Genomic DNA, 21,044 nt, shown 5'->3' with positions numbered 1-21,044 from the left:
AACTTACCTGCACATTAATTCAGAAACAGAAAGGCGTCGCTAACACCCAATGACCGGGCCTGGGTGACCAGTGTGTTACCGTGCTGACGGCTATCCGCGACAATAATCACCCGATAGCGGTTCTTCCAGGCTCTGACCTCTGCTCCCAGAGAGTCCAGCTGATTGTCCTGAATAAATTGCTCGCCTTGGCTCAGGTTATTAACAGTGGCCAGTTGTACGGTCCACTCCCGCTGACCGGAAGAAGCCGAAGACGCCTCTGTCTGTGCTTGTTCTGCTCCAGACTCAGATCCGGTCTTCTGACTATTCGCGGCAGGTAAACGACCATAGGTCTGTACGGCAAGACTCATCTCTTCATCGGTACTGGTATAGGTCACCACACGATCATCATCCTGACTCAGGTAAGACTGGCTGAATTCGGACAAGCCAATAAAATCACGGGCCCGCTGCTCCAGAGTGGCCTGATACCAGTAGCGGGTAGCCCCCCAGGCGAGAGCAATCGCGACCAGAAACAACAACAGCTGACGCAGAAAATGAGCTGGGCGGGCGGGCAGATGCTTTTTCCCAGGCTGCTTAACCTGAGTCTGACACTGAATACCAACAGCCGGACGTGCCTGAAAAATCACGCGCTCCAGTTGATGGGTCAGCTGTTCAAGATCCTTGCGGCCACTTTGACGATACTGGCCTCTAAAACCCAGACGAATAAAAATATAGATCAGCTCAACCAGATCCAGCAGTAGCTTCGGCTGAGATAACGCCTTTTCAGCCAACCAGTAAAACTGCTCGCCGCCGTTACGCACACCAAACAGCTCACTGACAAATGTCTGGTTCTCCCAACCGCTGTTTTCCGCCCAGTCGCTGTGCAGAATTAACTCATCCAGCACAATACTGAACAGAAAGCAGGTCTTATCCGCTACAGAAGGAGGGTAATCATAGCGTCCGATACGCTGTTTAAGATCCGTAATTTTTCGGATAACCCCCTGACGAAAACGATACAGGTCATCAGGCTCCGACATGTTGTGGATGCTGGCACACAAGCCCAGCAACTCCGCACTGGCATTAATCAGATTATTATCGTGATAACTGAAGCCCTGCAGAAAGCTCTGATTCAACAGTTCATGCTTCAGTACTGCAGAACCCGATAAGGGGATATCGTGTCCTGCCACCTCAGCCGATCGGTTATCCGGCTCCGACTGATTAATAGCCACAGTCGCTTCGTCAAGGTAATCCATATTCATGATGACTATCCCAGCGCGTACAGTTTCAGATCCAGATCCGGCAAGCGGCTATCCACATGGAGCGCAAGAGGTTCCCGTTTTTCCACCATACTGGCCCAGTAAGCATGGCGGGTATCGATCTCGATATAGCAAACATCCGGTTGAGGTTTCAGCTCACCTGGTGCCACAGGTAAAGCGGTCAGAGGTACCGCTGACAAACCATTGCGCACCACATCAGCAATCTGACTCAATCCGCATAACTTACAGGCCGATGGGAATAACTGTGCCAGGCTGGCCGTACCTATGGATGACTGTACACACAGCACAAAACGCTGATCACGCATGCTATGCAGCTCAGGAATCATCAGACGCAGTAAACGACGCTTCTCAAACAACCCTGTATCCCAGTCGTACTCTTTCACACTATCACTCTGTACCAGAGATAGCTGTTCACGCAGACGACTGAACAGAGGATTAAACGCTGCTTTCATGTTATGGCTTTGCAAGACCGGGCCAGGCTCAGCCATCGCTGGCTCAAAACTGGCCAGCTCCGCAGACATAACATTCAGCTGTTGATAAATCTCCCAGGTGCTGGTTTGAGGGGTTTCCAGAGTGTTATGAATCCAGGGAATCCAACGATTCAGCGTCTGCAGCCAGAGGTACTCCCGCATCAGCGTCTGTTCACTCTTACGATCCATGCCATTATTGATACGCTGCATCACCATACGCGCCCGGTTTTCGGTCAATACCTGCAGCTCCTTCATACGCTCTGTCAGCAAAGCGGAAGCCTGATACTGAATCGCAGCCGGAATAAAACTATGATCCAGCACAACCGCCCCGCTATCATGGCACTCCAGTACCCTGGCGACAGGAATAGTGCACAGCCCCGTCGTGTCTTCGCCTGCCATAATCAAACGGGCATTAACCTGGGCAACAGGAATATCTACTGCATTATTCCCTGCCTGACTGGCATCAAACAAAGAGAGGTTTTCCTGGAAATAACGCAGATTTTCCGCCTGTTCGCCGTACTCCACCTCACCATCAATCGCCAATGGGACCGCCAGCATGATATCGGTTTCCAGCGTGGCTGCAGGCACTTCAAGAATCAACTCCCTGTCATTTTCAAAATAGGTGCCATCCGGGAAAATACCTTTACAGCTGGTAATGGCAAATTTCCCTATTTTCAGCCGTTCCCGATCAATTTGCAGTTCACTGCAGCCGTATATCTGATTACCCCGGGCAGCGGCAATATAACGCTCAATATAATGGTAATAATGGCGGTCTTGTTGCTGAAAATGCTGGGGAGCGATGAACATACCTTCGCTCCAAACTACTTTGCGATGTCGTCTCACGTCTTTCCCCTAAAAAATCTGCCACCAGGCTTTGTCTTCATATTGTTCAATACTAATCTTCAGTCCATTCAGGTTGATCCGAATAATTTGATCTTCCTGATCGGACTGGTCCGGTAACAGTGTGATCACCGCTTTACTCTCAGCGTCGGTGTAATTGGCAAACTCAGCAAACACACCGAGATAGCGACTACCCGGCTGAAGGTCCAGCTCAACCGGATGCTCTCCCTGAGCCAGTGGCTGCAAGTTGAGTACGTCGATCAAGGCATTACCCAGGGTATCCCGGTCTTTATTGTAGAGATCCAGAAAGCTGGCATTTTTGAACTGACCCGTCTCACTTAACTGGTAGATCCTGATGACAACAGGATGGGCCGAACCGGTACCATAAGGATTAACGTTATCTGCAATATCAAGCGTCACAGTAAATGGATATGGCAGGGGTTGTTCCGGCTGAGATGAACAGCCTGATACCAGAACCGTCATCAGTGTCAGAAGGCTCAGAAACCTCATTGACCTTTTCCTCGTAACTCTTCAATAAACAGGGCCGCAAACTGGCGGTGATATTCTTTGCGCTGTAACTTCTGGCTGAACTGCTTGCGATATAAGCGCCAGTATTTTTTATCTTTATTACCCCAACCGGAAATATAATCCCGGAACATCTCCTCCTGACCGGCAGGGTCCAGCTCTTCAAGAAAGCGGCTCAGTGCCCGCTCGATACAGTCCATCAGACGGTCGTGGCTATATTGTTCACTCTGCACCTGACGTTGCTTATCGATCAGCTGATTCAGCTGACTCAGGCTGTCCCGAATCAGTTGCTGATCCGCCTGCAAGTCAGCTCCCGACTCCAGTGTCAGGCTGCGTGGTGATACCTGACCTGAAGATGGCCGACCCGAAGGCCCACCGGTCAATGATGGGCCAGAGTTCAAATCAGCCCCAGTCATCTCCAGCTCATAATCATCATCAAATGGGTCATAGCCCACATGATCGTCCTGCATCACTTTATCGTGAGAAAAGGTGCTCAGCGGCTCGTTATCGGCAATGATCACTTCATCATCGTCATAACGATTCCCCCACTGCTGTTCCTCTTTTTTCAGATCATCCATGGAAAAAACCGGTTCTGAACGCACAGCTTCCGGCTGGTCATCATCCCAAGGAGCCGCCTCTTTTGGGATAGAGAACAGAGACTGCATATCACTGACCAGTAACACATAGTCCCCCAGACGCAGCAGATCGCCATCATTAATCGCCTGACGCTGCCCATTGCCTAAGCAGCGATTATTCACAAACAGACCATTCATGCTGCGATCAGTGACATAGTACTGACCTTTATCATCCCGGCTGATTTCAGCATGAATTCGGGATAACTGGCGCTGAAAGTCAGGCAGCTGAATATTACAGTCGTAGGAGCGACCTATAGTGCCACCGGCATCAGGCAGACTGAGTTGACGACTGCCAACCTGCTCATTTTCGGGAGTTTCAACTAACTGTATGCTGATCGACATAATTAACCCTGCTTACAGCGTCTTAAGGCCTGATTAAAGCGATCCAGAAAGCCCGGATTCTCCTTCAGGAAGTTTTTGGAAAAATGCACGTTCAGATCCTGGGTTCTGATAGGCACTCTACGAAAATAATCCGTAGGAATGCCCAACTGCTTCATATAATGCTCAAACACCAATTCATACTCCAGCGCCACATCGATCTCCCCTTGCCAGAGCATCTTCAGCAGGGCTTCAGCATCCCTGGGTTTCTTAATGACGTTGTATCCATTCTTCTTAAGAAACAACCACTTACTGGTATTAAACTTAGCGCCAAAACGGGCTTTATATTTTGATGATTCATCGTTGGCATTCAGATTCACCCCAGGATTAAAATACCAGGACAGATCTTCTGAGATCACGGCTTCCGACATCGTGGCATAACGGGCGCGGGCTGAATTTTTTGACCCCGCAAAGAAACCATCCATTTTTCCTGTTTCAACCAATAGCTGAGCTTTATCCCAACGCATCATATTCAGCTCATAAGGCTGCTGCATGCGACGGAACGTGCACTGCACGCGCTCCAGAGCAATACCGCCCATCACACCATCATCCAGAGTCTGGTACGGAGGCCATAACTGAGTAGCCAATCTGACCCGGTCCAGGCCATAAGAGGGCGTACCTGCCAGCAGCAGGCAGCCAGAAAGTAAACCGGTCAGCCAGAGTTTAGATTTTTCTATGATCATGGTGGTCACAAGGTTCCGGGTTGTCGTATCTTCTGTTCAGTATGAATGCCTTGTTCAATCATCCGGCCTGTTATTCTGCAAACCGGATGATTGTCACAGCGAAAGCACCTGTTTCAAGACAAGGCTCAAATCCACATCTACTGAATATCCAGGGCTATTTCACCATTAGCCACGCCAATATGTACACGGCTGATCGGCTCACCTTCACTCAGACGGGCGATACACTCTTCCGCCAGTTTTGGCATCAGGGTGCGATTGATAATCTGCTCAACCGCACGGCCACCTGTGGTTGGATCGGTATTACGGCCGACAATAAACTCAACCAGAGCATCATCCCACTCAAAGCTGGCATGATACTGCTCATCCAGTTTCTTGCGAATCCGGTTCAGGCTGATCTGTGTAATCTGGCCCAGCTCATCATTGTTCAGAGGATAATAAGGGATCACAGTGGCACGACCGAGGAAGGCCGGTTTAAAGAAATTCTGCAGTTCCGGGCGAATACGCTCTACCAGATCATTATTCTCAGGGCGCTCTTCACTCTCCTCACACACATCACAGATCGCCTGATCCGCCGCATTGGAGGTCATGATAATAATGGTGTTACGGAAATCCACCGTGCGACCTTCACTGTCTTTGATATGTCCCTTATCAAAAATCTGATAGAAGAGATCATGAATACCCGGATGGGCTTTTTCCATCTCATCCAGCAGCAGTACCGAGTAAGGGTTACGACGAATCGCTTCGGTCAGCACACCGCCTTCACCAAAACCGACATAACCTGCCGGGGAGCCCAGCAGCATGGAGATTTTGTGTTCCTCCTTAAACTCCGTCATATTGATCACTGTCAGGTTATCACCGCCACCAAATACCTGATCGGCCAGCGCCATAGCCGTTTCGGTTTTACCGACACCACTGGGGCCACACATCAGGAACACGCCCACCGGCTTACGGCTATCGGTCAGACCGGCACGGGAGATACGGATACTCTTACACAGCTCACTGATCGCCGTTTTCTGGCCAATCACCCGCTTATGCAGGCTGTCTTCCAGCGTCAGCAGTTTAGTAATTTCATCTTTGATCATGCTGCCCGCTGGAATCCCCGTCCAACTGGAGATCACGCTGGCAATGGTCTGCTGATCCACCAGGGCATGTACCAGTGGCTCATCCCCCTGCACCTGCTGTAACTGATCCAACAGCGCCAGTAACTGAGCTTGTTTCGCCGGGTCGATACTGTTATCTGCATGCTCCTGCTGCAGCGTAGCTTTCAGCTCACGAATCTGCTCAACCAGCTGTTGCTCCTGCTCCCAGCGATTAGTGCAACTTTCCAGTTCGGTGGTCAGCTCATTGATTTTTTCCTGCAGCGCACTGATCACATCTGCGCCTTCAGTGAACAGCGCCTGCTCCGCTTCCATCGCCGCCAGCTCGCTTTCGATATAGTGAATGCGCTGCTCCAGCTGTTCGATCTGTTCAGGTTTAGCGCCCTGAGTCAGAGCGATACGGGCACAGGCGGTATCCATCAGGCTGATCGCTTTATCCGGCAGCTGACGGGATGGCAGGTAACGAATGGACAGATTCACGGCGGCTTCAATGGCTTCATCTTTAATAAAGACGCCATGGTGCTCACTCAGAGACTCCGACACACCACGCAGCATCTGGATCGCATCTTCTGCAGTGGGTTCTTCCACTTTGACCACCTGGAAACGGCGGGTCAGTGCAGGGTCTTTTTCGAAATACTTTTTGTACTCCGCCCAGGTCGTCGCGGCGATAGAACGGAACTCACCACGGGCCAGTGCCGGTTTTAACAGATTCGCTGCATCATTCTGACCTGCAGCGCCACCGGCACCTATCAGGGTGTGGGCTTCATCGATAAAGACGATAATCGGCACCGGTGAGTTTTTCACCTCGTTAATCACATCTTTCAGGCGATTTTCAAACCCACCTTTAATACTGGCACCGGCCTGTAACAAGCCCAGATCCAGGGAATGAATTTCAACACCCTGAATACTGGCCGGTACATTGCCCTCGGCAATACGCAGGGCTAAACCCTCAACTACTGCGGTTTTACCGACACCGGGTTCACCCACCAGAATCGGGTTGTTCTGACGCTTACGGCCCAGAATATCGATGGCTTTACGCACTTCGCCATTACGACCGGAAATGGGATCGATACGCCCTTCTCGGGCCTGTGCGGTCAGATTAACCGTATACTTGTCCAGTGCGCCACCTTCAACCGGACCGGCCGCCATAGGTGCCCCTTCGGTGCTGCTACCGGATGCCGGTGCTGAGGTTTTCAGGGCACTGATCTGAGCTTGCAACGCCTCAACGGAGAGCTGTGCAAACGCTTTGAGTGTAACCGGCTTAACGCCAAAACGATCCGGCTGATTCAGTGCCAGTACCAGATGCAGGCTGGACACCTGATAGTGACCAAAATTCACCGAGGCCAGCATCCAGGCCGATTCAATCAGTTCACTTAACTGACTGCTGATGGTTGGCTGACCTTCACTGCCTTTCGGCAGACGCTCAATCCGCTGATTCAGTTCCTGCTGCAAGCCCGAAACATCTATTTTCTGCTGATCCAACAGTTGCATAAAAGCAGCATCATTCATGGTCAGAATTTGCAGCAACCAGTGTTCCACTTCAATAGCAGGCACATTCTGATTCATAGCTGCACCGGCAGCCTGCTCCAGAGCCAGTTTCAGATCGGTGTCCAGTTTTCCTACCAGATTGCTTAACTTTACCTGTGGCATGTTCAGAGTCCTTATTGAAGGAGAATTTTTTTATATTGTTCAGGATAACGCTCAGGAGCCAGACAGTTGCCTTCCCCTAAACGAACCGCCAGTCGCCGATCAGCTGACAAACGCGGTTGGTCGATAAACTCGCGCCTGACAAAAAGGTACAGGCGCAGATCGGTGTACTCTCTCAGATAGATATGAGCCAGATCCCTCAGTCGGGAGGAAAAGTGTTCATCGCTCTGCAAACGGAAGTATTCCTGCTGATTTCTGGGTTCGACCCGTATCTCAATGCATTGCCAGCATAAGGTTGCAGTCCGCCCCAGCACGGAGCCCTGGCCCAGTTTCTGATTCTGTCCCAACTGCTGCCCCAGCCGGGTGGCCGATCCGGCAGGTAAGCGATAAATACTTTGCGGTGCGGCTTCGACATGAATCAGCAATTCAAAATATCCTGTCAGTAAGCGACGCAAACCGGTCAGGCTACGCACCTTCATCCCCAGCTGCAGCGTGTAAGGCAGATAGCTCTGTTCGGAGCGGGTTGCCAACGTATCGGTATCAGACAGGCAGGCCAGGATTCTGCGCTGAGCCAAACGAGTCAGACGGCCACTCTGGCTCTCCTGCTCCTCCCGTAACTGCAGATGTCCTTTCTCTATCGCCTGGTGCAATAACTGAAAATAACGATGGTTAAAGATGTTCAGGAATTCATCCAGCGCACGGTCTTCATCGTGCAGACTGGACAGCAGTTCCTCATGAAAATAAGCGGGCAGCACCCCCTTAACACCAGATAAGGCTTCCAGCCCCAGTCGGTAGCGAGATACAGAGCCTACCTGCTCAACGGCAGTGATCTCTCTGGCATACCCCGCTGGCATAGGCTCCGCCCAGAAGAAAATATTCTGACTAAGCTTCATCCCTCTTAACAAGCGAACGACCTGAATAAAATCAAATGTCTGCGGAGCTTGCGCCAACTGAGCTTTTAGAAGCATAACTGGCTACCATGTACCGCCGGAAAGTCATACTGATTGGCATCATTACCAAACTGACTGACATTCACCTGAATAAAACGGTCAAAGCTGCAGAACTGCTGGAAAAAGCTGTTCAGCACCTGACTTAACACCGCAAAACTACCATCCAGAGCATCAGTATCCACCGTGACCCTAACCCGGGTGCCACTGGCAAAGGTGTTCTGGCCACAGATATTCATGGTACTCACTTCCTGCTGATAACTGACCTCTCTGATCGCTTCGGCGGCCTGACACAACTGACTTTGACTGCACAGAGTCAATACATCCTTTAAAGCCGCAACCGGATCATGGGTTTGCAACAAAGACGCAAAGTTATTATTCAGCAAGGCGATAAAACGCCAGTACAGGCTGTTATCCAGAGCGGGGTAGCGGGGTGATGATGGCGTTGAAACCACTTTCATCTCACCAGGCAGGTCGATGCTTTCCAGGCTCTCAACCTCAGTGCCTTCTGCAACCAGACAGGGACTGCGGCCATTACAGCACATCAGATCCATTGCCAGCACTACACTGTCCTGGTCCGGCAGGTAATAGGGGCTACTCAGAGACAGCTCCATATGACGTTGACCATTTTGATCCCAATGCTGACGCCCCTGCCATTGCAAAGGGTTTTTACTGGCCTGATAACGGGCTTCATACAGAGGCACAACGCGGCGCTCGCTGTCTGGTAGTACTTCCCGGATCTCCTGAATACTCACCACTTCTGTTACGCTGTTATTACCGATATCGGCCACCACAGGCATGGTCAGCTGACTGAAATCATAATTCAGGGGTTCACCCTGCTGACGGAACAGGTTCAGCGCCGGAACGGTATTCAGGCTAAAGACCCGGGTATCAAACATCCGCAGAAACTCAGCGGGCAGATAACGGACATAAAAACGCAAGACCAGAGTATTATGAGCCAGCCCCTTTAACGCCTGACCGAAACGACTCAAACGAAAATATGCCGCTTTATCAGGATAGATAAAGTAATCCCTCAACAGATCATAGCCGGTGAACTGCTGCAGATAAGCCGGTAAAAACTGTAGATCAGGGTCAGCAATCCGGCTACCTAACTGATCTGTGTCTACTATCCGATAGTGCTGACCGGACTGATCACCCACAGAGATGTACTGCACTTCTTTCAGCAACAGTTCGATCAAACTGGCAGCATTGCGCTCAAAACCGCGCACATAAAAATCCAGATGCTCGACGTCCAGCTGGTTAAACAGGCCTGCCGGATCACAGCAACTCAGTTCAATCTCAATCACTCCTTCCGCATTTTTCACACCGGGCGGAGGTTCATGATTAAAAGGCGCGATTTCAGCCCTGACATCCTGAATGCGAAATGGATAGATCACCAGATCATCACAGGTGGTAAACAGGGCCTGCCGGGACTCTGACTGTTGTGTCTCGGGCAGTGGCAGAGCCAACTGGCTGCCTGCAGGTAAGATCACGGTCTCGCTCAGCTGTTCAGGATCTTCTTCCAGCTGAATGGGGCAATAGCTGGGTGCGATCTGACAATAACCCGGGTATAACAGGTTCAACAGATCCTGCAGGATATCCGGCAACTGCTCATCCAGACGCAGCTCCGTGCGAGCCGTCAGCAGAGCCATACCATCCAGCAAACGTGTGATACTGGGATCTTCGACGCTGTTCTTATTCAGCTGCAGCTGTTCGGCCTGCTCCGGGAAACGCTGAGCAAAACCTGATAATGCTTTACGGATATAAGCCAGCTCGCGCTCGTAGTAGCGCATCAATTGATCAGACAATATCCTGCCCCTCTATCTCTGCACCCTGGTCTGCCAGGCTGATATTACTGTCAAATTCCACAATACGGATGCCCTGATGAGTATTCAGCTGTGCGGTCAGGGAGAAATTAATGCGGTTACGGGTTTCGTCACGCTCAAACACCTCAACGGAAACCTGGCTCAGCCGAGGCTCAAATGCCTGCACCAGCTTACGCACATAGCGGGTAAACTCATCTTTATCCATCTGGCTGCTGATCGACTGAATACTTTCCAGGCCATAGCAGAAATTCGACTGCCGCACCTGTTTAAAGCGATGGGAAACCGGCATCAGTGGTGCTTCAGAACCAAACAGAGCACACAACTGATATTCCACAGAGCGCACCAGTTCGTCGCTGCGTTCAGTGCCCTGCTCTTTGTTTAGAAATGCGTTCCAGAAAGACATCCGATTACCTTATGATTACTTGCGGATTATCCGCTTATTAGCTGGCCAACAGGTCGGTTGAAAGCAGCATCTCGCCACAGAAATGATCAAACTGATATTGAGGTTTGATCAGCACCTCACAACTAAAACGATCCTTTTCACCGGGCAGCTCTTTAACCATTACCCGTCCCTTACTCAGCGGATACTTGGCCAGCACCTTCTCATCTGCATCGGCCACATTACTGCAATACTGATCCAGCCAGCGGCTCAGGTGAATCTCACACTCCTGAGCAGTTTGATAACTGCCCAGCATCTCCCTGATCTGCACCTTCAGATAATGGGCAATACGGCAGCTCATCAATGTCGTCTGTATCTGGCTGCTGACCTTATCCAGATCCGAATCCCCCGCATGCCAGATGGAGTGATTACCGGCAAAAAAGTATTTATTGGTTAGCGGACTATGGGATAAAGGGATAAAACCCTGATTGGAGTAAAAGCTGGCCAGATGACCAAACAGGCGGATAAAGCTTTGAGGTTGCTGATACACCGAGCGATAAGCGCCGGACTCAGGCAAATTGATCAAAGCCCCCTGATAGCGATCCTGCCAACGGGATTTAATAAAACCAAACCAACTGATACGGTTAAACTCGCGCATTACCGTGCTGGCAAAGGCAAAGGCCGCACTGCCCCAAAGCCCGGTATTTCGGCTCACCGCCGGACGTAAATCACCCGAGAAACCTTCATCCATCTCATTAAAAATAAAGCGCACCGGGTAATTCTGATACGGTTTGCGCAACTGAATATCCGGCATTGCCAGACCCAGAAAGCGTGTTGATTTAACCTGCCGCAGGCGCTGCCAGCCTTGATAGTCCGGGCCTTGCAGGATTTTTTCTATTCGATGAGTATCCGATAGCCAGTCCGCACTGTTCTCACCAAAAAAGCTATCGGATACTGACAGAATAAAAGGACATAAAACGGCCTCACCCAACTGCCCTAATAGTTCCAGTGTATAGAGATCATCGTAATCATCATCAAAATCCATCTCCATATGAACCGCATGATCGACAACAATGATATTGTAAGGCTCTCCCCCGAGAGTATTCAGTTCACGATTGCCGATGGTGTTATAAAGCACAGAACTTCGGGTCGTATTCGCCGTATTCAGGTCGTAGGAGATCTCCTGCCAGCTGATATCTATCATACGGATACGAATACGCTGAAAGCTGACGGGAAGACAGGCCAGTTCGTGCAGGTTACGCCAGCGGGCTTCCAGAGCCTGAAAATCATCAGCATGCATGATATGGGATAACTGGCGGGACAACGCCTGATCCAGCTGCGCGATCATACGCACCAGAAAGCGCTTAAGCTGCTGCGGGTCGGCCAGAATATCGGGGTTTAACTGTCTGATCAGTTCAAGCGCCTGAAGCAAATAGTCGCTGTCAGCCGCGTCCAGTTCATTAAATTGCTGTTGCCAGTCCTGATCAAACATCGTTGGAGCGTCCTGAGAGTCATCAGGCAAGCATCCACGGACAAAAGTGGACGCTTGCCTTTGCTTACCTTAATCCAGGGAGGGTTAAGAGATTAGCCTGGGATCTTGGTTACCATACGTACTGAAGTCGTCAGCTCTTCCAGCTGTAACCATGGACGCAGGTGAGCCACAGCAGAGTAAGCACCCGGACGGCCCGGTTGCTCCACAACTTCAATGCGGGATTCGCACAAAGGTGTTTTCGAACGCTCAGCATTACCCATGGCACCGGAATTGGTGTACTGATCGATCCAGGACTGGAGTTCACGCTGAATATCCGGCGCTTCCAGGTTGGAGCCCAGCTTGTCACGCCCCATCACTTTCAGGTAATGGGCGATACGGCTACTGGCCATGATATAAGGCAGGCGCGCCGAGATAGCCGCATTACTGGTGGCATCTGGATCAGTATAGGTCTTAGGACGCTGTGTCGTCTGACCACCGATAAATACGCCATAGTTGGTGTTTTTATAGTGCACCAAAGGCAGGAAGCCCAGATCACTCAGCTCTTTTTCACGCTCATCGGTCAGATTCACTTCAACCGGACACTGCTGCTGAATATCGCCAGCCTCAGACAGATATGTCAGATTAGGCAGATTCTCAACCTTACCGCCATTGTCCAGACCGCGAATGGCGGTACACCAGCCATAGGCTGTGTACGCCTGAGTCATTTTCAGACCCAGCTCATACGCCGCATTAGACCAGACCAGCTGACTATTATCTTTTGGACAAGGGTTACCATCGGCATCCGTGGCTAACTCTTCATAGTTAAAAGCGTTGGTACCCAGACCCTTTGCACCGTAAGGCAGACGCGCCATGGTTTGCGGCAGCGTCAGCGTCACATAACGGGCATCATCACTGTCACGGAAGGCATTCCAGGCTGCATACGTTGGAGAATCGAAACCCGCTGCAACCGGCTTACCCTCATCAAAGGTTTCAAAGGTGTTGTATTCGAACATTTCCGGATTTGCCGCGGCAATAAAAGGCGCATGGCTGGCTGCAGCCACTTCACCCATATAGCGCATCAGAGCGACATCTTCATCCTTATGGGAGAAGGTATAGTCGCCCAGTAACAGGCCATAAGGCTGCCCACCCGCTGTACCAAACTCTTTCTGGTACAACGCATCAAACAGCGGGCTACGATCAATAGCTGGCGCATCTTCAAACTGGTCCAGCAGCTCCTCTTTCTGGAAATCAACCAGTTTGATTTTCAGACTTGGGCCCAGCTCGCTCTCTTTAACCAGCTTATTCAGACCGCGCCAGGAACCCTCCAGACGCTGAAACTCATCCTGCTGCATAATTTCAGACAACTGACGGGACATCTGCTTGTCGATCTCAGCAATGGCTTTTTCGATGGTTGTTGTGACGTTCTTGTCCCAAACCACGGTGCCATCCAGAGCCTGCTCCGCCAGAACAGAAAACAGCTCCTTGGTTGTATCAGCCGGAGTTTGGGTTGTCGCAGCAATCGCACGATCCAGAAAACTCAGGGAACCTTCTTCGGTGGCGGCCTGTACGCCATTTTCTAACTCTGCACCACTCATTATGCTTCTCCCTTATCAATACCCAGCTCTGAAGATAACGCATTGATGGTATCTGCACTTTGCAGTACTTCTTTCAACAGTTTTTCCAGATCACGGGAACGATCCGCTTTAGCCAACAGGGACTTTAATTGAGAGCGGGTATCCGCCAGCTTCTGCAGGGCATCAACCTGGCCGATAATAGCGTCAGGCTCAAAATCCTTCATGGAGTTGAACTTAAGTGCGGCCTCAAACTGACTGTCATCATCAGACAGAGCGTTGTTTACTTTCATTTTCAGCTCTGGACCTACGCGCTTCATCACGGTGTCAAAATTGTCTTTATCCACCTGATAGAAAGTGCGGTCTTCCAGATCTTCCCTGTTCTCGTTATGAGCAGAAAAGTCACCAATCACTCCCACAACAAATGGAAGCTCTTTCGTTTCAACAGCCCCGTTGGTTTCAACATCATAGGTGATGCTGACACGGTTTTTGCTGACCCTTTTATGTTGTGAATTCAAGGCCACGTTCAATCTCCCGGTTTAATTAGGCTTATTTGGCTTTAGACTCAAGCTTAGCGGTAGTCACGTCATACTTAACGGTATCGCCTTTCTCAATTTTGCCGCCATCAGCTTCCTGATAATAGGTGATGGCTAACGTGGTGTAAGTCATAGAAAATGTTTCACCCGGCAGGCCACCATCATTGCATGACACACTGTAGTGCGCCATACGAGCCTTTTCCAGTGTCATAACCATGTAGGGATCTGCACCACTGCCTTCACGGGAAGGTTTCGTCAGCAGAATCTCAACCGTTTTACCTTCCGCTCCCGGAGAAAAAAGGAACGTTGTCAGCTGCGGAGATGCGCCATCGGATTCACGAGCAATATTAATCTCGCCTAATGCAACCATACCCTTATCGGCATTATTCGCATTACCAACATCAACACTTACGCCACGGGCAGCGCCCCAGTCCATAAAGTTAATTGCAAAGAAGCCTTTTTTTCCGCCGATTTCGCCAATTGTTGCAGCACCTTTAATATCATTGATGCCGTCAATACGCATATACATTGAAGCCATGATAGTTCCTTTCTTTCGCTAATTTATTGTCTGTACAGGTGAGTGCGTTACCACTCGAAGTCCGATACACCTGAACTTTTTTCCGGGCTACCGGAAGAAGGTGGTTCTTGCGTATCATCAGTTATCGTCTCAACGGCCTTCTGTAGCTGAGGCGGTTTCTGCGCATCCTGCTCTCTGGCCATTGGTGTAGCAGCCACAGCACTTACGTCAGGAATTGCTGTTTTTTCTGTATTTTCCAGCCCCGCCAGCTGACTAATCCTATCCATTACAGGCTGGTTTTCTCCCACCATTTCCTGTAATAGTTCAGGCAAAGACATGTATCCCCAGCGAATCGCTCTCTCAAGCAACATATATACCGGACTATGGGGTTCCGTACGCTGAAAAAAATCTGCTATTTTTCTTAACTCATTAAAAGCCTGGTCTCTGTTACCAATGTGCTCGTTAGCGGCAAAGACGGGCGATATCGCATCCGAAGCGCTTTGCAGTACCTCCGTATTCAAAGGAGGAGAAGTAACGACATCATTATTAACCAAAGCACTTTCAATACCAGACGCATCCTGAACCGGACCGTTCACTTCCGACAGAATACCATCCTCCTCTTCAGGCACAGGCTGACCTGGCCATGGCGTAATCTCTTCAGCAAACAGGAATTGGAAGGCGTTAGTCAGTGCTGCAAAGGTATGTTTCAGAAACAGGAAGCTGATACCAGAAGCCCCGGCTTCGTGGCATCGCTCATTAACCAGAAGATCCAGCATTTCTATGGACTGCTGAATCCCGATGAGCAACTCAATTCTTGCACAAATTTCTGCACGTTCATCAGGTAAATAAGCTACAAGCTGACTTTTCAGCTCATGTGCTTTTCCGGATATTTCTGCGACACAGTACTGGTTATATGTTGTTTGCCCCGCAAGGATTATATTTTGCAGAGGCATATACAGAAGGCCACTACCCTCTGACTCGCCAATCAACTGAATCAGAGGTTTCACTCTGATTTCCGCCCACTCTTTCTGCTGACCGGCCGTATCATCTGATTTCAATTTCTCAACAGGAGGCCTGGGGTTCAGATACTCCCAGTACTGCTCTATTACTTTTCTGAGTGTTTCAAGGCTATCTCTCAGATTTTCCAGAGGTTTATCTGAAAAAATCTGAGCAGTAATAAACCAGCAAAAGACTTCAACATCCTTAGATACCGAGGCAAGATTCTTTTCACAAAGAGCAGAGAGTTCAACCCAGCAGACTCTGTTAGTTTCGGTCAACTCATCATTTTGCATGGAATCCGGAGACTCCATCATGGTTCTGAATGCGGATAAGGCTTTGTTATAGCTATTTCTTAGCCCCCGGTATGCCGAGCGATTATTTTTCAGATAATCGCCACATGGCATATCATCATTGATCGGGTCTAATAAATGCTGCATTTATTTTGCCTCATTAAACAATACGGATCTTATATCCTGACTACAGTCTGGAACAAAAAACAATTCAATTTTTTATGACAATCAATAATTAAACGAATGCTTATAAATAGTCAGTCGGTATGAATTATTAACCTGCTATATGCTGAATTACTTGAAAGGTTATTTTTTGTTAAAAGAAAAAGCAACGAATTTATCCGTAAAAAGATATTGAACCAGTTCACAAAAAACAAAAAAATCTATTAATATCAACAAGATAAATACAGACCACCCAAAAAACCAATATAACATTTGTGATGTAGTTCCTATTTCCACTAGCATCTGTAAACAAATGTTGTCACAACATTATTTCTGTCTTAAGCTCACATTAAACAAATGATATGCAGTTCCAACAGGCTGAAGCTCTATAAAAGTAGTCGCCCGGCATTAACCACGCCACAAAATAACATCAGTATTTACAGGAGTACTTATATGCCCGGATATAACTGGATGGGAAAATATCTGAGTGATGATGCACTGCTCACAGACATCATCATGCCAGGCAGCCATGACGCTGGTATTTTCTCAGGTGATACAGCCAATGCTGGTATCCTGGGCTGGAAAGGCGCGGCAATCTGCCAGCATACAGGGCTAGGAGGGCAGTTAAATGCGGGATCTCGCTTCTTTGACCTAAGAGCACGGTTAGTAAGGGAAAGGAATAGAATTGGCCAATCAACACCTGTTTCACGATCCGTTCAGATTAAGAAAAAAAACTCCATTGAAAATATCACCAACGGTGAGGATGTTGACCGGGGACGCATAAGGTTCTATCACGGTGATAAGAAGACTGGCACAAAAGGTGCCGATCTCGATAGCCAGCTCAATGAAGTCAAGAATTTTCTTCAGCAGCGTAATACAGAGTTCTGCATTCTCCGATTCACCAAAAGTAAAGAAGTACCTCACGCCGTTATGAACCTGGTCAGTGAAATCCTCGGAGATAACAACCTGCTTTATCAGGGCACAGGCAATCTGGCTCGCATTCGCGTCGGGGATGTACGGGGAAAAGCTATCGCTATCTTCGATAAAGACTTCACAGGACACAATCAGACCAGTGGACTTCATCACTATAAAAAGAATGATGCCTGCACTAATGGACTGGGAGTATCCGGAAGTTTCTCCGGTAGCCCATGGGCCGGAAAATCTGTGAGTACACAACAAAAGAAACTGAAAAAATACGAACTACAGAGTGATCGTTTATATAGCTGGTACCAGACTCAGACTTATCTCAAAAATATCCAGTCTTCCACTCAGTCAGGTGTCGGCTCCAGAGATAATGTCAAAGGCCTGTTCAATAATTTATTGAACAATGAGATGTATGACAGTGTAAACATTGTCTTAATGGACTTCGTCGATAACTTTAAATGCCGGAATGTCTACCGTTCAAACGTTTTCACCGCCAGCCGAAGATTGAATCGCCGACAGATTCTGGATATCGTTGAGGACTAATACCGGTTCATGATTTTTCCTGTATAAATCGGCTTCTAACCGCAAATACAGGAAAAATCTGATGAGACACTCACCTATTCTGCCTGTTATCAGAAGTCTCACGATCTTCAGGCAGGCAAGTTGCAACTCACCCCCCAATCATTACTGTCGGACAACCGATAACAATACTACCACCATGAGCTGTTGTATCCCCCATTCGAGCCGCAGGCCTTTTATTGATCATAACCGTTGAGCTTCCTTTGACAATCACATCAGGAGGCCCGACACAAATACAGTTATCTCCCAGCACTGCAGCCGGCATTTTGCCAATCAGAACATTAGGAACTCCAGGCCCCACCACAGGACCGCCCACATGAGGAACAGGAGGAACAGCAGGTGTCTGCATTGGGCAGGTGTGCATATCTGTTAATCTGGCAGCAGGGGGCATATTCAATACTCCTATTCGGGATACTTATACTCATAAGCGATCATATTTACTGGCCGGAGCCGCCTCGTGCCAGATCCAGCCCGGATGAGATAACCTGTTGATAATATTCTTCATAGCCATCCCATTCCGGGATCACAGCTGCAGTATTAATAGCTCCGGACGACGCTTTTGCGTGAAGAAAATCAGGCGGCAGAGTGACAGGTTCACCTGGCGGTGCAATACTGCCCTGACCACTCCAGAAGACCGACTGAGCCAGCCAGCGCACCGCACTGGTATTCTCCAGTTTTTCAGCAAAGTATTCTGCCGTTCTGCGCTTATGCTCATCCGGCTCTGTGACCCAGCGCTTACACTCTGCCAATGCCTTCTGTTCTTCTGCCCCCCAGGTATCAAGGCGAAGATCCATCGCAAGACAGGCCCACCAGATACCCTCCCTGACAGGCAGACCATGAGAGAGATAATTAATCAGATCAATATATAACTTCTGATCCGTTAAATATTCAATCACTTCATGGGGCGACAGAAGAGCCAGTGTCTTCTTAAGTTCCGGCTCTGACAGTTCAAACTGCTGTAACAGTATCTGACTATCGGTATAGGGGATTTTTTTATATATCATCAGTTAATCATCACTATCGCGCCTTTGACGGCTGCTTGCCCACTGGCCGACAATTCAGCTGTCGCACCACCTGATACCTTAGCGCTGACACTGCCTGCCAGCTCAGCATTCAACCCGGATAATTTCAGATTTCCAGTGGATTTCACATTCACCGCACCCGATGATTTGATATCTACTTTAGCACTGCCATTAATCTCAATATTGGTCGATTTAATCTCTATCTTCGAGCCGCTCATAGTGATTTTACTGCTGCCAACACTCAGCTCTATTTTAGAATCCGCCTTTAAATAGATATTGCTGGCTTTAACGCTGGCATCACCATCTGCATTCAGACTATAGTCACTGCCAGCACTCAGGCTAATCTCTTTTCCGGTTTTCAGGCTGTAATTATCACCGGCATCATCCGATACATCTTTGCCGGCCTTACGGGCGTAATTTTCTTCCGCCGAACTGCTGATATTTTTCTTTGCACTGACGGTCAGATTCTCATCTGTACTATGAGATGAATCTTTAGTCACCTGCACCTTTCTTTCAGCCAGAATTTTTGTTTCCTGATTGTTTTCCACTTCGGTCAGCATGTCTTTAGCCGCATGCAGATAAAGTTGCTCTTTATCTTTATTGTCATCAAACCTCAGCTCATTCGATTTTCCGGATAGCTGGGTTTTAATGCCTGACAGAGTGGTTTTAGCGGCAGGATAGGGCGGAGTATGCTTACTGTTATACAGACTACCGGTGACAACAGGCTGATCAGGATCCCCATTCAGAAAACTGACCAGCACCTCCTGTCCTTCACGGGGAATAAACTGTACGCCATAGCCATTGCCCGCCATAGACTGAGCCACACGTACCCAACAACTGGTCTTATCACCGGTCGTTTTATCCCAGTGAAATTTGATACGAATACGCCCCTCTTTATCAGATGCCGGATCTGAACCATCTCCGGACACTGCCGCACTCAGCATACTATGCACCCGAGGCTTTTCAATAAACTCAGGGTAATATTTATGACTGGAAGGAACACAGCTGAACCGGCAAACCTGTTCAAATGCATTCTGACTATTCACAGTAAACTCATAGTTCAGTGACGTAATCAGATACTCCCCTTTCTGGCTATCATCCGGATGATTTTCCAGCTTAATAAGCCCCCCTATGAATAATTCATAACTATCTGTACTACCATTAATATGCCAGTATTCAGATTCTATCTGGGCTAAACGGCTGGCCAACACAGCAGACTTCAAATCACTGAAAGTTCCGGTAATGCCTGTTTCATAATACCTGGCATCTTCCAGCTTGCTATGCCCCGACACAGTCTGTCCTGGCTTTTTCGTACCAGTAACCATTTTGCTCTGACCATAATCATAGCCAGACAGTGTCAGCTTACCCGCATGGTAGTGATGCCCTGGTAACCAGCGGTCGATAACAGGATATTCTCCGCTTGGTGTACGCTCATCATCCAGTGAAACACAGCCGGTTTTACTGAAAGGCTTAGCCGCATCATGCAATAACATTTTTCCAGCGTTTTTATCGCTGCCAGAGTAAATATGTACGCCTTCCTCCGCTAGAATTCTGCGTACAAAATCCAGGTCATTTTCATCCAATTGTAAACAATATTCACGCTTATCTGAGGGCATGGAGTCTATGCTGTAAGAGCCTTTAAAGCCCAGATCATCAAAGATCTCCGACACGATATCCTTGCCACTTTTGCTCTGAAAAACCCGGCTGTTTCGGCTATAACGCAACAGGAATAACCAGGGTTCCAGATGCAGGCGATATTGGTAATAGTTATCGTGTTCTGCTGTGGCCAGAGTCTCGACTCCTGTCACTACACCTGAGAATGTTCTGAGCGTACTGGCACTGTCACCTACCGCATCCTTCGGCTCACACTGGACTGTTTCACCCAACCAGTCTGCTGCGACCATGCTTTCACACAGCACATCCGCTTCAATCGTACAGGGACCCGACAGCTTTTCCTGATAGTTCAGGCGCGTCAGTACATATTCTTTTCCATTGCAAGATGCCACCAGGCAGCTGCTTTTTGAATCTCTTGCAGACGACATGAAGGGTACCTTTCAGATGCATCGCAGATGAATTATATTATTTCACTCCTGCCAGTAACTGACGCATGAAATTTTCAGAAAACAGCCTGATAAGTCAGAAAAAGAGTGCAGGGGAATTTATAAGTTACGTTAAATTCTGCATCAAAGCCATCAGGAGTTCGGGAACTTTATCTCAAAACGAGACGGCGATACCAGAACTCAGGCAACAAACTGATATTATATCTTTTTATTCTATGTATTCTGTATTCAAT

At 48.8% G+C, this 21,044-nt stretch carries 18 protein-coding genes; 1 reads left to right on the top strand and 17 read right to left on the bottom strand.

Annotation, left to right across the window (positions count from 1 at the left end):
- Positions 1-14: 14 nt before the first annotated feature.
- From icmH to H579_RS24440, 14 genes are all read right to left on the bottom strand, one after another.
- Positions 15-1,235, bottom strand: coding sequence for a type IVB secretion system protein IcmH/DotU (icmH, locus tag H579_RS0105945; RefSeq protein WP_028299922.1), 1,221 nt, complete (start codon positions 1,233-1,235; stop codon positions 15-17).
- Between the two features lie 5 nt (positions 1,236-1,240).
- Positions 1,241-2,530 (bottom strand): type VI secretion system baseplate subunit TssK, encoded by a 1,290-nt coding sequence (tssK, locus tag H579_RS0105940; protein ID WP_051227355.1) that lies wholly within the window; start codon positions 2,528-2,530, stop codon positions 1,241-1,243.
- Between the two features lie 45 nt (positions 2,531-2,575).
- Positions 2,576-3,073, bottom strand: coding sequence for a type VI secretion system lipoprotein TssJ (tssJ, locus tag H579_RS0105935; RefSeq protein ID WP_028299920.1), 498 nt, complete (start codon positions 3,071-3,073; stop codon positions 2,576-2,578).
- Positions 3,070-4,065 carry a type VI secretion system-associated FHA domain protein gene (locus H579_RS0105930; RefSeq protein WP_028299919.1) on the bottom strand — a complete coding sequence of 332 codons (996 nt, stop codon included), beginning with the start codon at positions 4,063-4,065 and terminating at the stop codon, positions 3,070-3,072. Before H579_RS0105930 ends, tssJ begins: the two co-directional genes overlap by 4 nt.
- 2 nt (positions 4,066-4,067) lie before the next feature.
- A complete protein-coding gene (locus H579_RS0105925; RefSeq protein ID WP_036565503.1) occupies positions 4,068-4,784 on the bottom strand; it encodes a substrate-binding periplasmic protein in 717 nt (238 codons plus the stop codon).
- Between the two features lie 137 nt (positions 4,785-4,921).
- Positions 4,922-7,531 carry a type VI secretion system ATPase TssH gene (tssH, locus tag H579_RS0105920; RefSeq protein WP_028299917.1) on the bottom strand — a complete coding sequence of 870 codons (2,610 nt, stop codon included), beginning with the start codon at positions 7,529-7,531 and terminating at the stop codon, positions 4,922-4,924.
- An 11-nt stretch (positions 7,532-7,542) separates the two neighbouring features.
- Positions 7,543-8,496: a type VI secretion system baseplate subunit TssG gene (locus tag H579_RS0105915; protein WP_028299916.1), complete on the bottom strand. Its 954-nt coding sequence runs from the start codon at positions 8,494-8,496 to the stop codon at positions 7,543-7,545.
- Positions 8,487-10,283: a type VI secretion system baseplate subunit TssF gene (gene tssF / locus H579_RS0105910; RefSeq protein ID WP_028299915.1), complete on the bottom strand. Its 1,797-nt coding sequence runs from the start codon at positions 10,281-10,283 to the stop codon at positions 8,487-8,489. The genes H579_RS0105915 and tssF overlap by 10 nt, the downstream gene beginning before the upstream one ends.
- Positions 10,276-10,704: a type VI secretion system baseplate subunit TssE gene (gene tssE, locus H579_RS0105905; RefSeq protein WP_028299914.1), complete on the bottom strand. Its 429-nt coding sequence runs from the start codon at positions 10,702-10,704 to the stop codon at positions 10,276-10,278. Before tssE ends, tssF begins: the two co-directional genes overlap by 8 nt.
- Positions 10,705-10,741: 37 nt before the next feature.
- Positions 10,742-12,172 carry a type VI secretion system contractile sheath domain-containing protein gene (locus tag H579_RS0105900; RefSeq protein WP_028299913.1) on the bottom strand — a complete coding sequence of 477 codons (1,431 nt, stop codon included), beginning with the start codon at positions 12,170-12,172 and terminating at the stop codon, positions 10,742-10,744.
- Between the two features lie 92 nt (positions 12,173-12,264).
- Positions 12,265-13,746 (bottom strand): type VI secretion system contractile sheath large subunit, encoded by a 1,482-nt coding sequence (gene tssC, locus H579_RS0105895; RefSeq protein WP_028299912.1) that lies wholly within the window; start codon positions 13,744-13,746, stop codon positions 12,265-12,267.
- Positions 13,746-14,246: a type VI secretion system contractile sheath small subunit gene (gene tssB, locus H579_RS0105890; protein WP_028299911.1), complete on the bottom strand. Its 501-nt coding sequence runs from the start codon at positions 14,244-14,246 to the stop codon at positions 13,746-13,748. The genes tssC and tssB overlap by 1 nt, the downstream gene beginning before the upstream one ends.
- 25 nt (positions 14,247-14,271) lie before the next feature.
- Positions 14,272-14,796 carry an Hcp family type VI secretion system effector gene (locus H579_RS0105885; RefSeq protein ID WP_028299910.1) on the bottom strand — a complete coding sequence of 175 codons (525 nt, stop codon included), beginning with the start codon at positions 14,794-14,796 and terminating at the stop codon, positions 14,272-14,274.
- A gap of 47 nt (positions 14,797-14,843) precedes the next feature.
- Positions 14,844-16,211, bottom strand: coding sequence for a type VI secretion system protein TssA (locus H579_RS24440; protein ID WP_036565502.1), 1,368 nt, complete (start codon positions 16,209-16,211; stop codon positions 14,844-14,846).
- A 468-nt stretch (positions 16,212-16,679) separates the two neighbouring features.
- Between H579_RS24440 and H579_RS0105875 the strand changes: the two genes are divergently transcribed.
- A complete protein-coding gene (locus tag H579_RS0105875; protein WP_028299909.1) occupies positions 16,680-17,693 on the top strand; it encodes a phosphatidylinositol-specific phospholipase C domain-containing protein in 1,014 nt (337 codons plus the stop codon).
- A gap of 127 nt (positions 17,694-17,820) precedes the next feature.
- On the opposite strand, the gene H579_RS0105870 is transcribed toward H579_RS0105875, so the two are convergent.
- From H579_RS0105870 to H579_RS0105860, 3 genes are read right to left on the bottom strand one after another with little or no spacing between them, the layout of a single operon-like run.
- Positions 17,821-18,120 (bottom strand): PAAR domain-containing protein, encoded by a 300-nt coding sequence (locus tag H579_RS0105870; RefSeq protein WP_028299908.1) that lies wholly within the window; start codon positions 18,118-18,120, stop codon positions 17,821-17,823.
- 46 nt (positions 18,121-18,166) lie between these two features.
- Positions 18,167-18,733 carry a DUF6931 family protein gene (locus tag H579_RS0105865; RefSeq protein ID WP_028299907.1) on the bottom strand — a complete coding sequence of 189 codons (567 nt, stop codon included), beginning with the start codon at positions 18,731-18,733 and terminating at the stop codon, positions 18,167-18,169.
- Positions 18,733-20,793 (bottom strand): type VI secretion system Vgr family protein, encoded by a 2,061-nt coding sequence (locus H579_RS0105860; RefSeq protein ID WP_028299906.1) that lies wholly within the window; start codon positions 20,791-20,793, stop codon positions 18,733-18,735. Before H579_RS0105860 ends, H579_RS0105865 begins: the two co-directional genes overlap by 1 nt.
- Positions 20,794-21,044: the final 251 nt, after the last annotated feature.

The sequence above is a fragment of the Oceanospirillum beijerinckii DSM 7166 genome, from assembly GCF_000422425.1.
GTDB classification, from domain to species: domain Bacteria; phylum Pseudomonadota; class Gammaproteobacteria; order Pseudomonadales; family Halomonadaceae; genus Oceanospirillum; species Oceanospirillum beijerinckii.
Note: the sequence above shows the minus strand (reverse complement) of the source record. Positions and strands in the feature narration are given on the sequence as shown.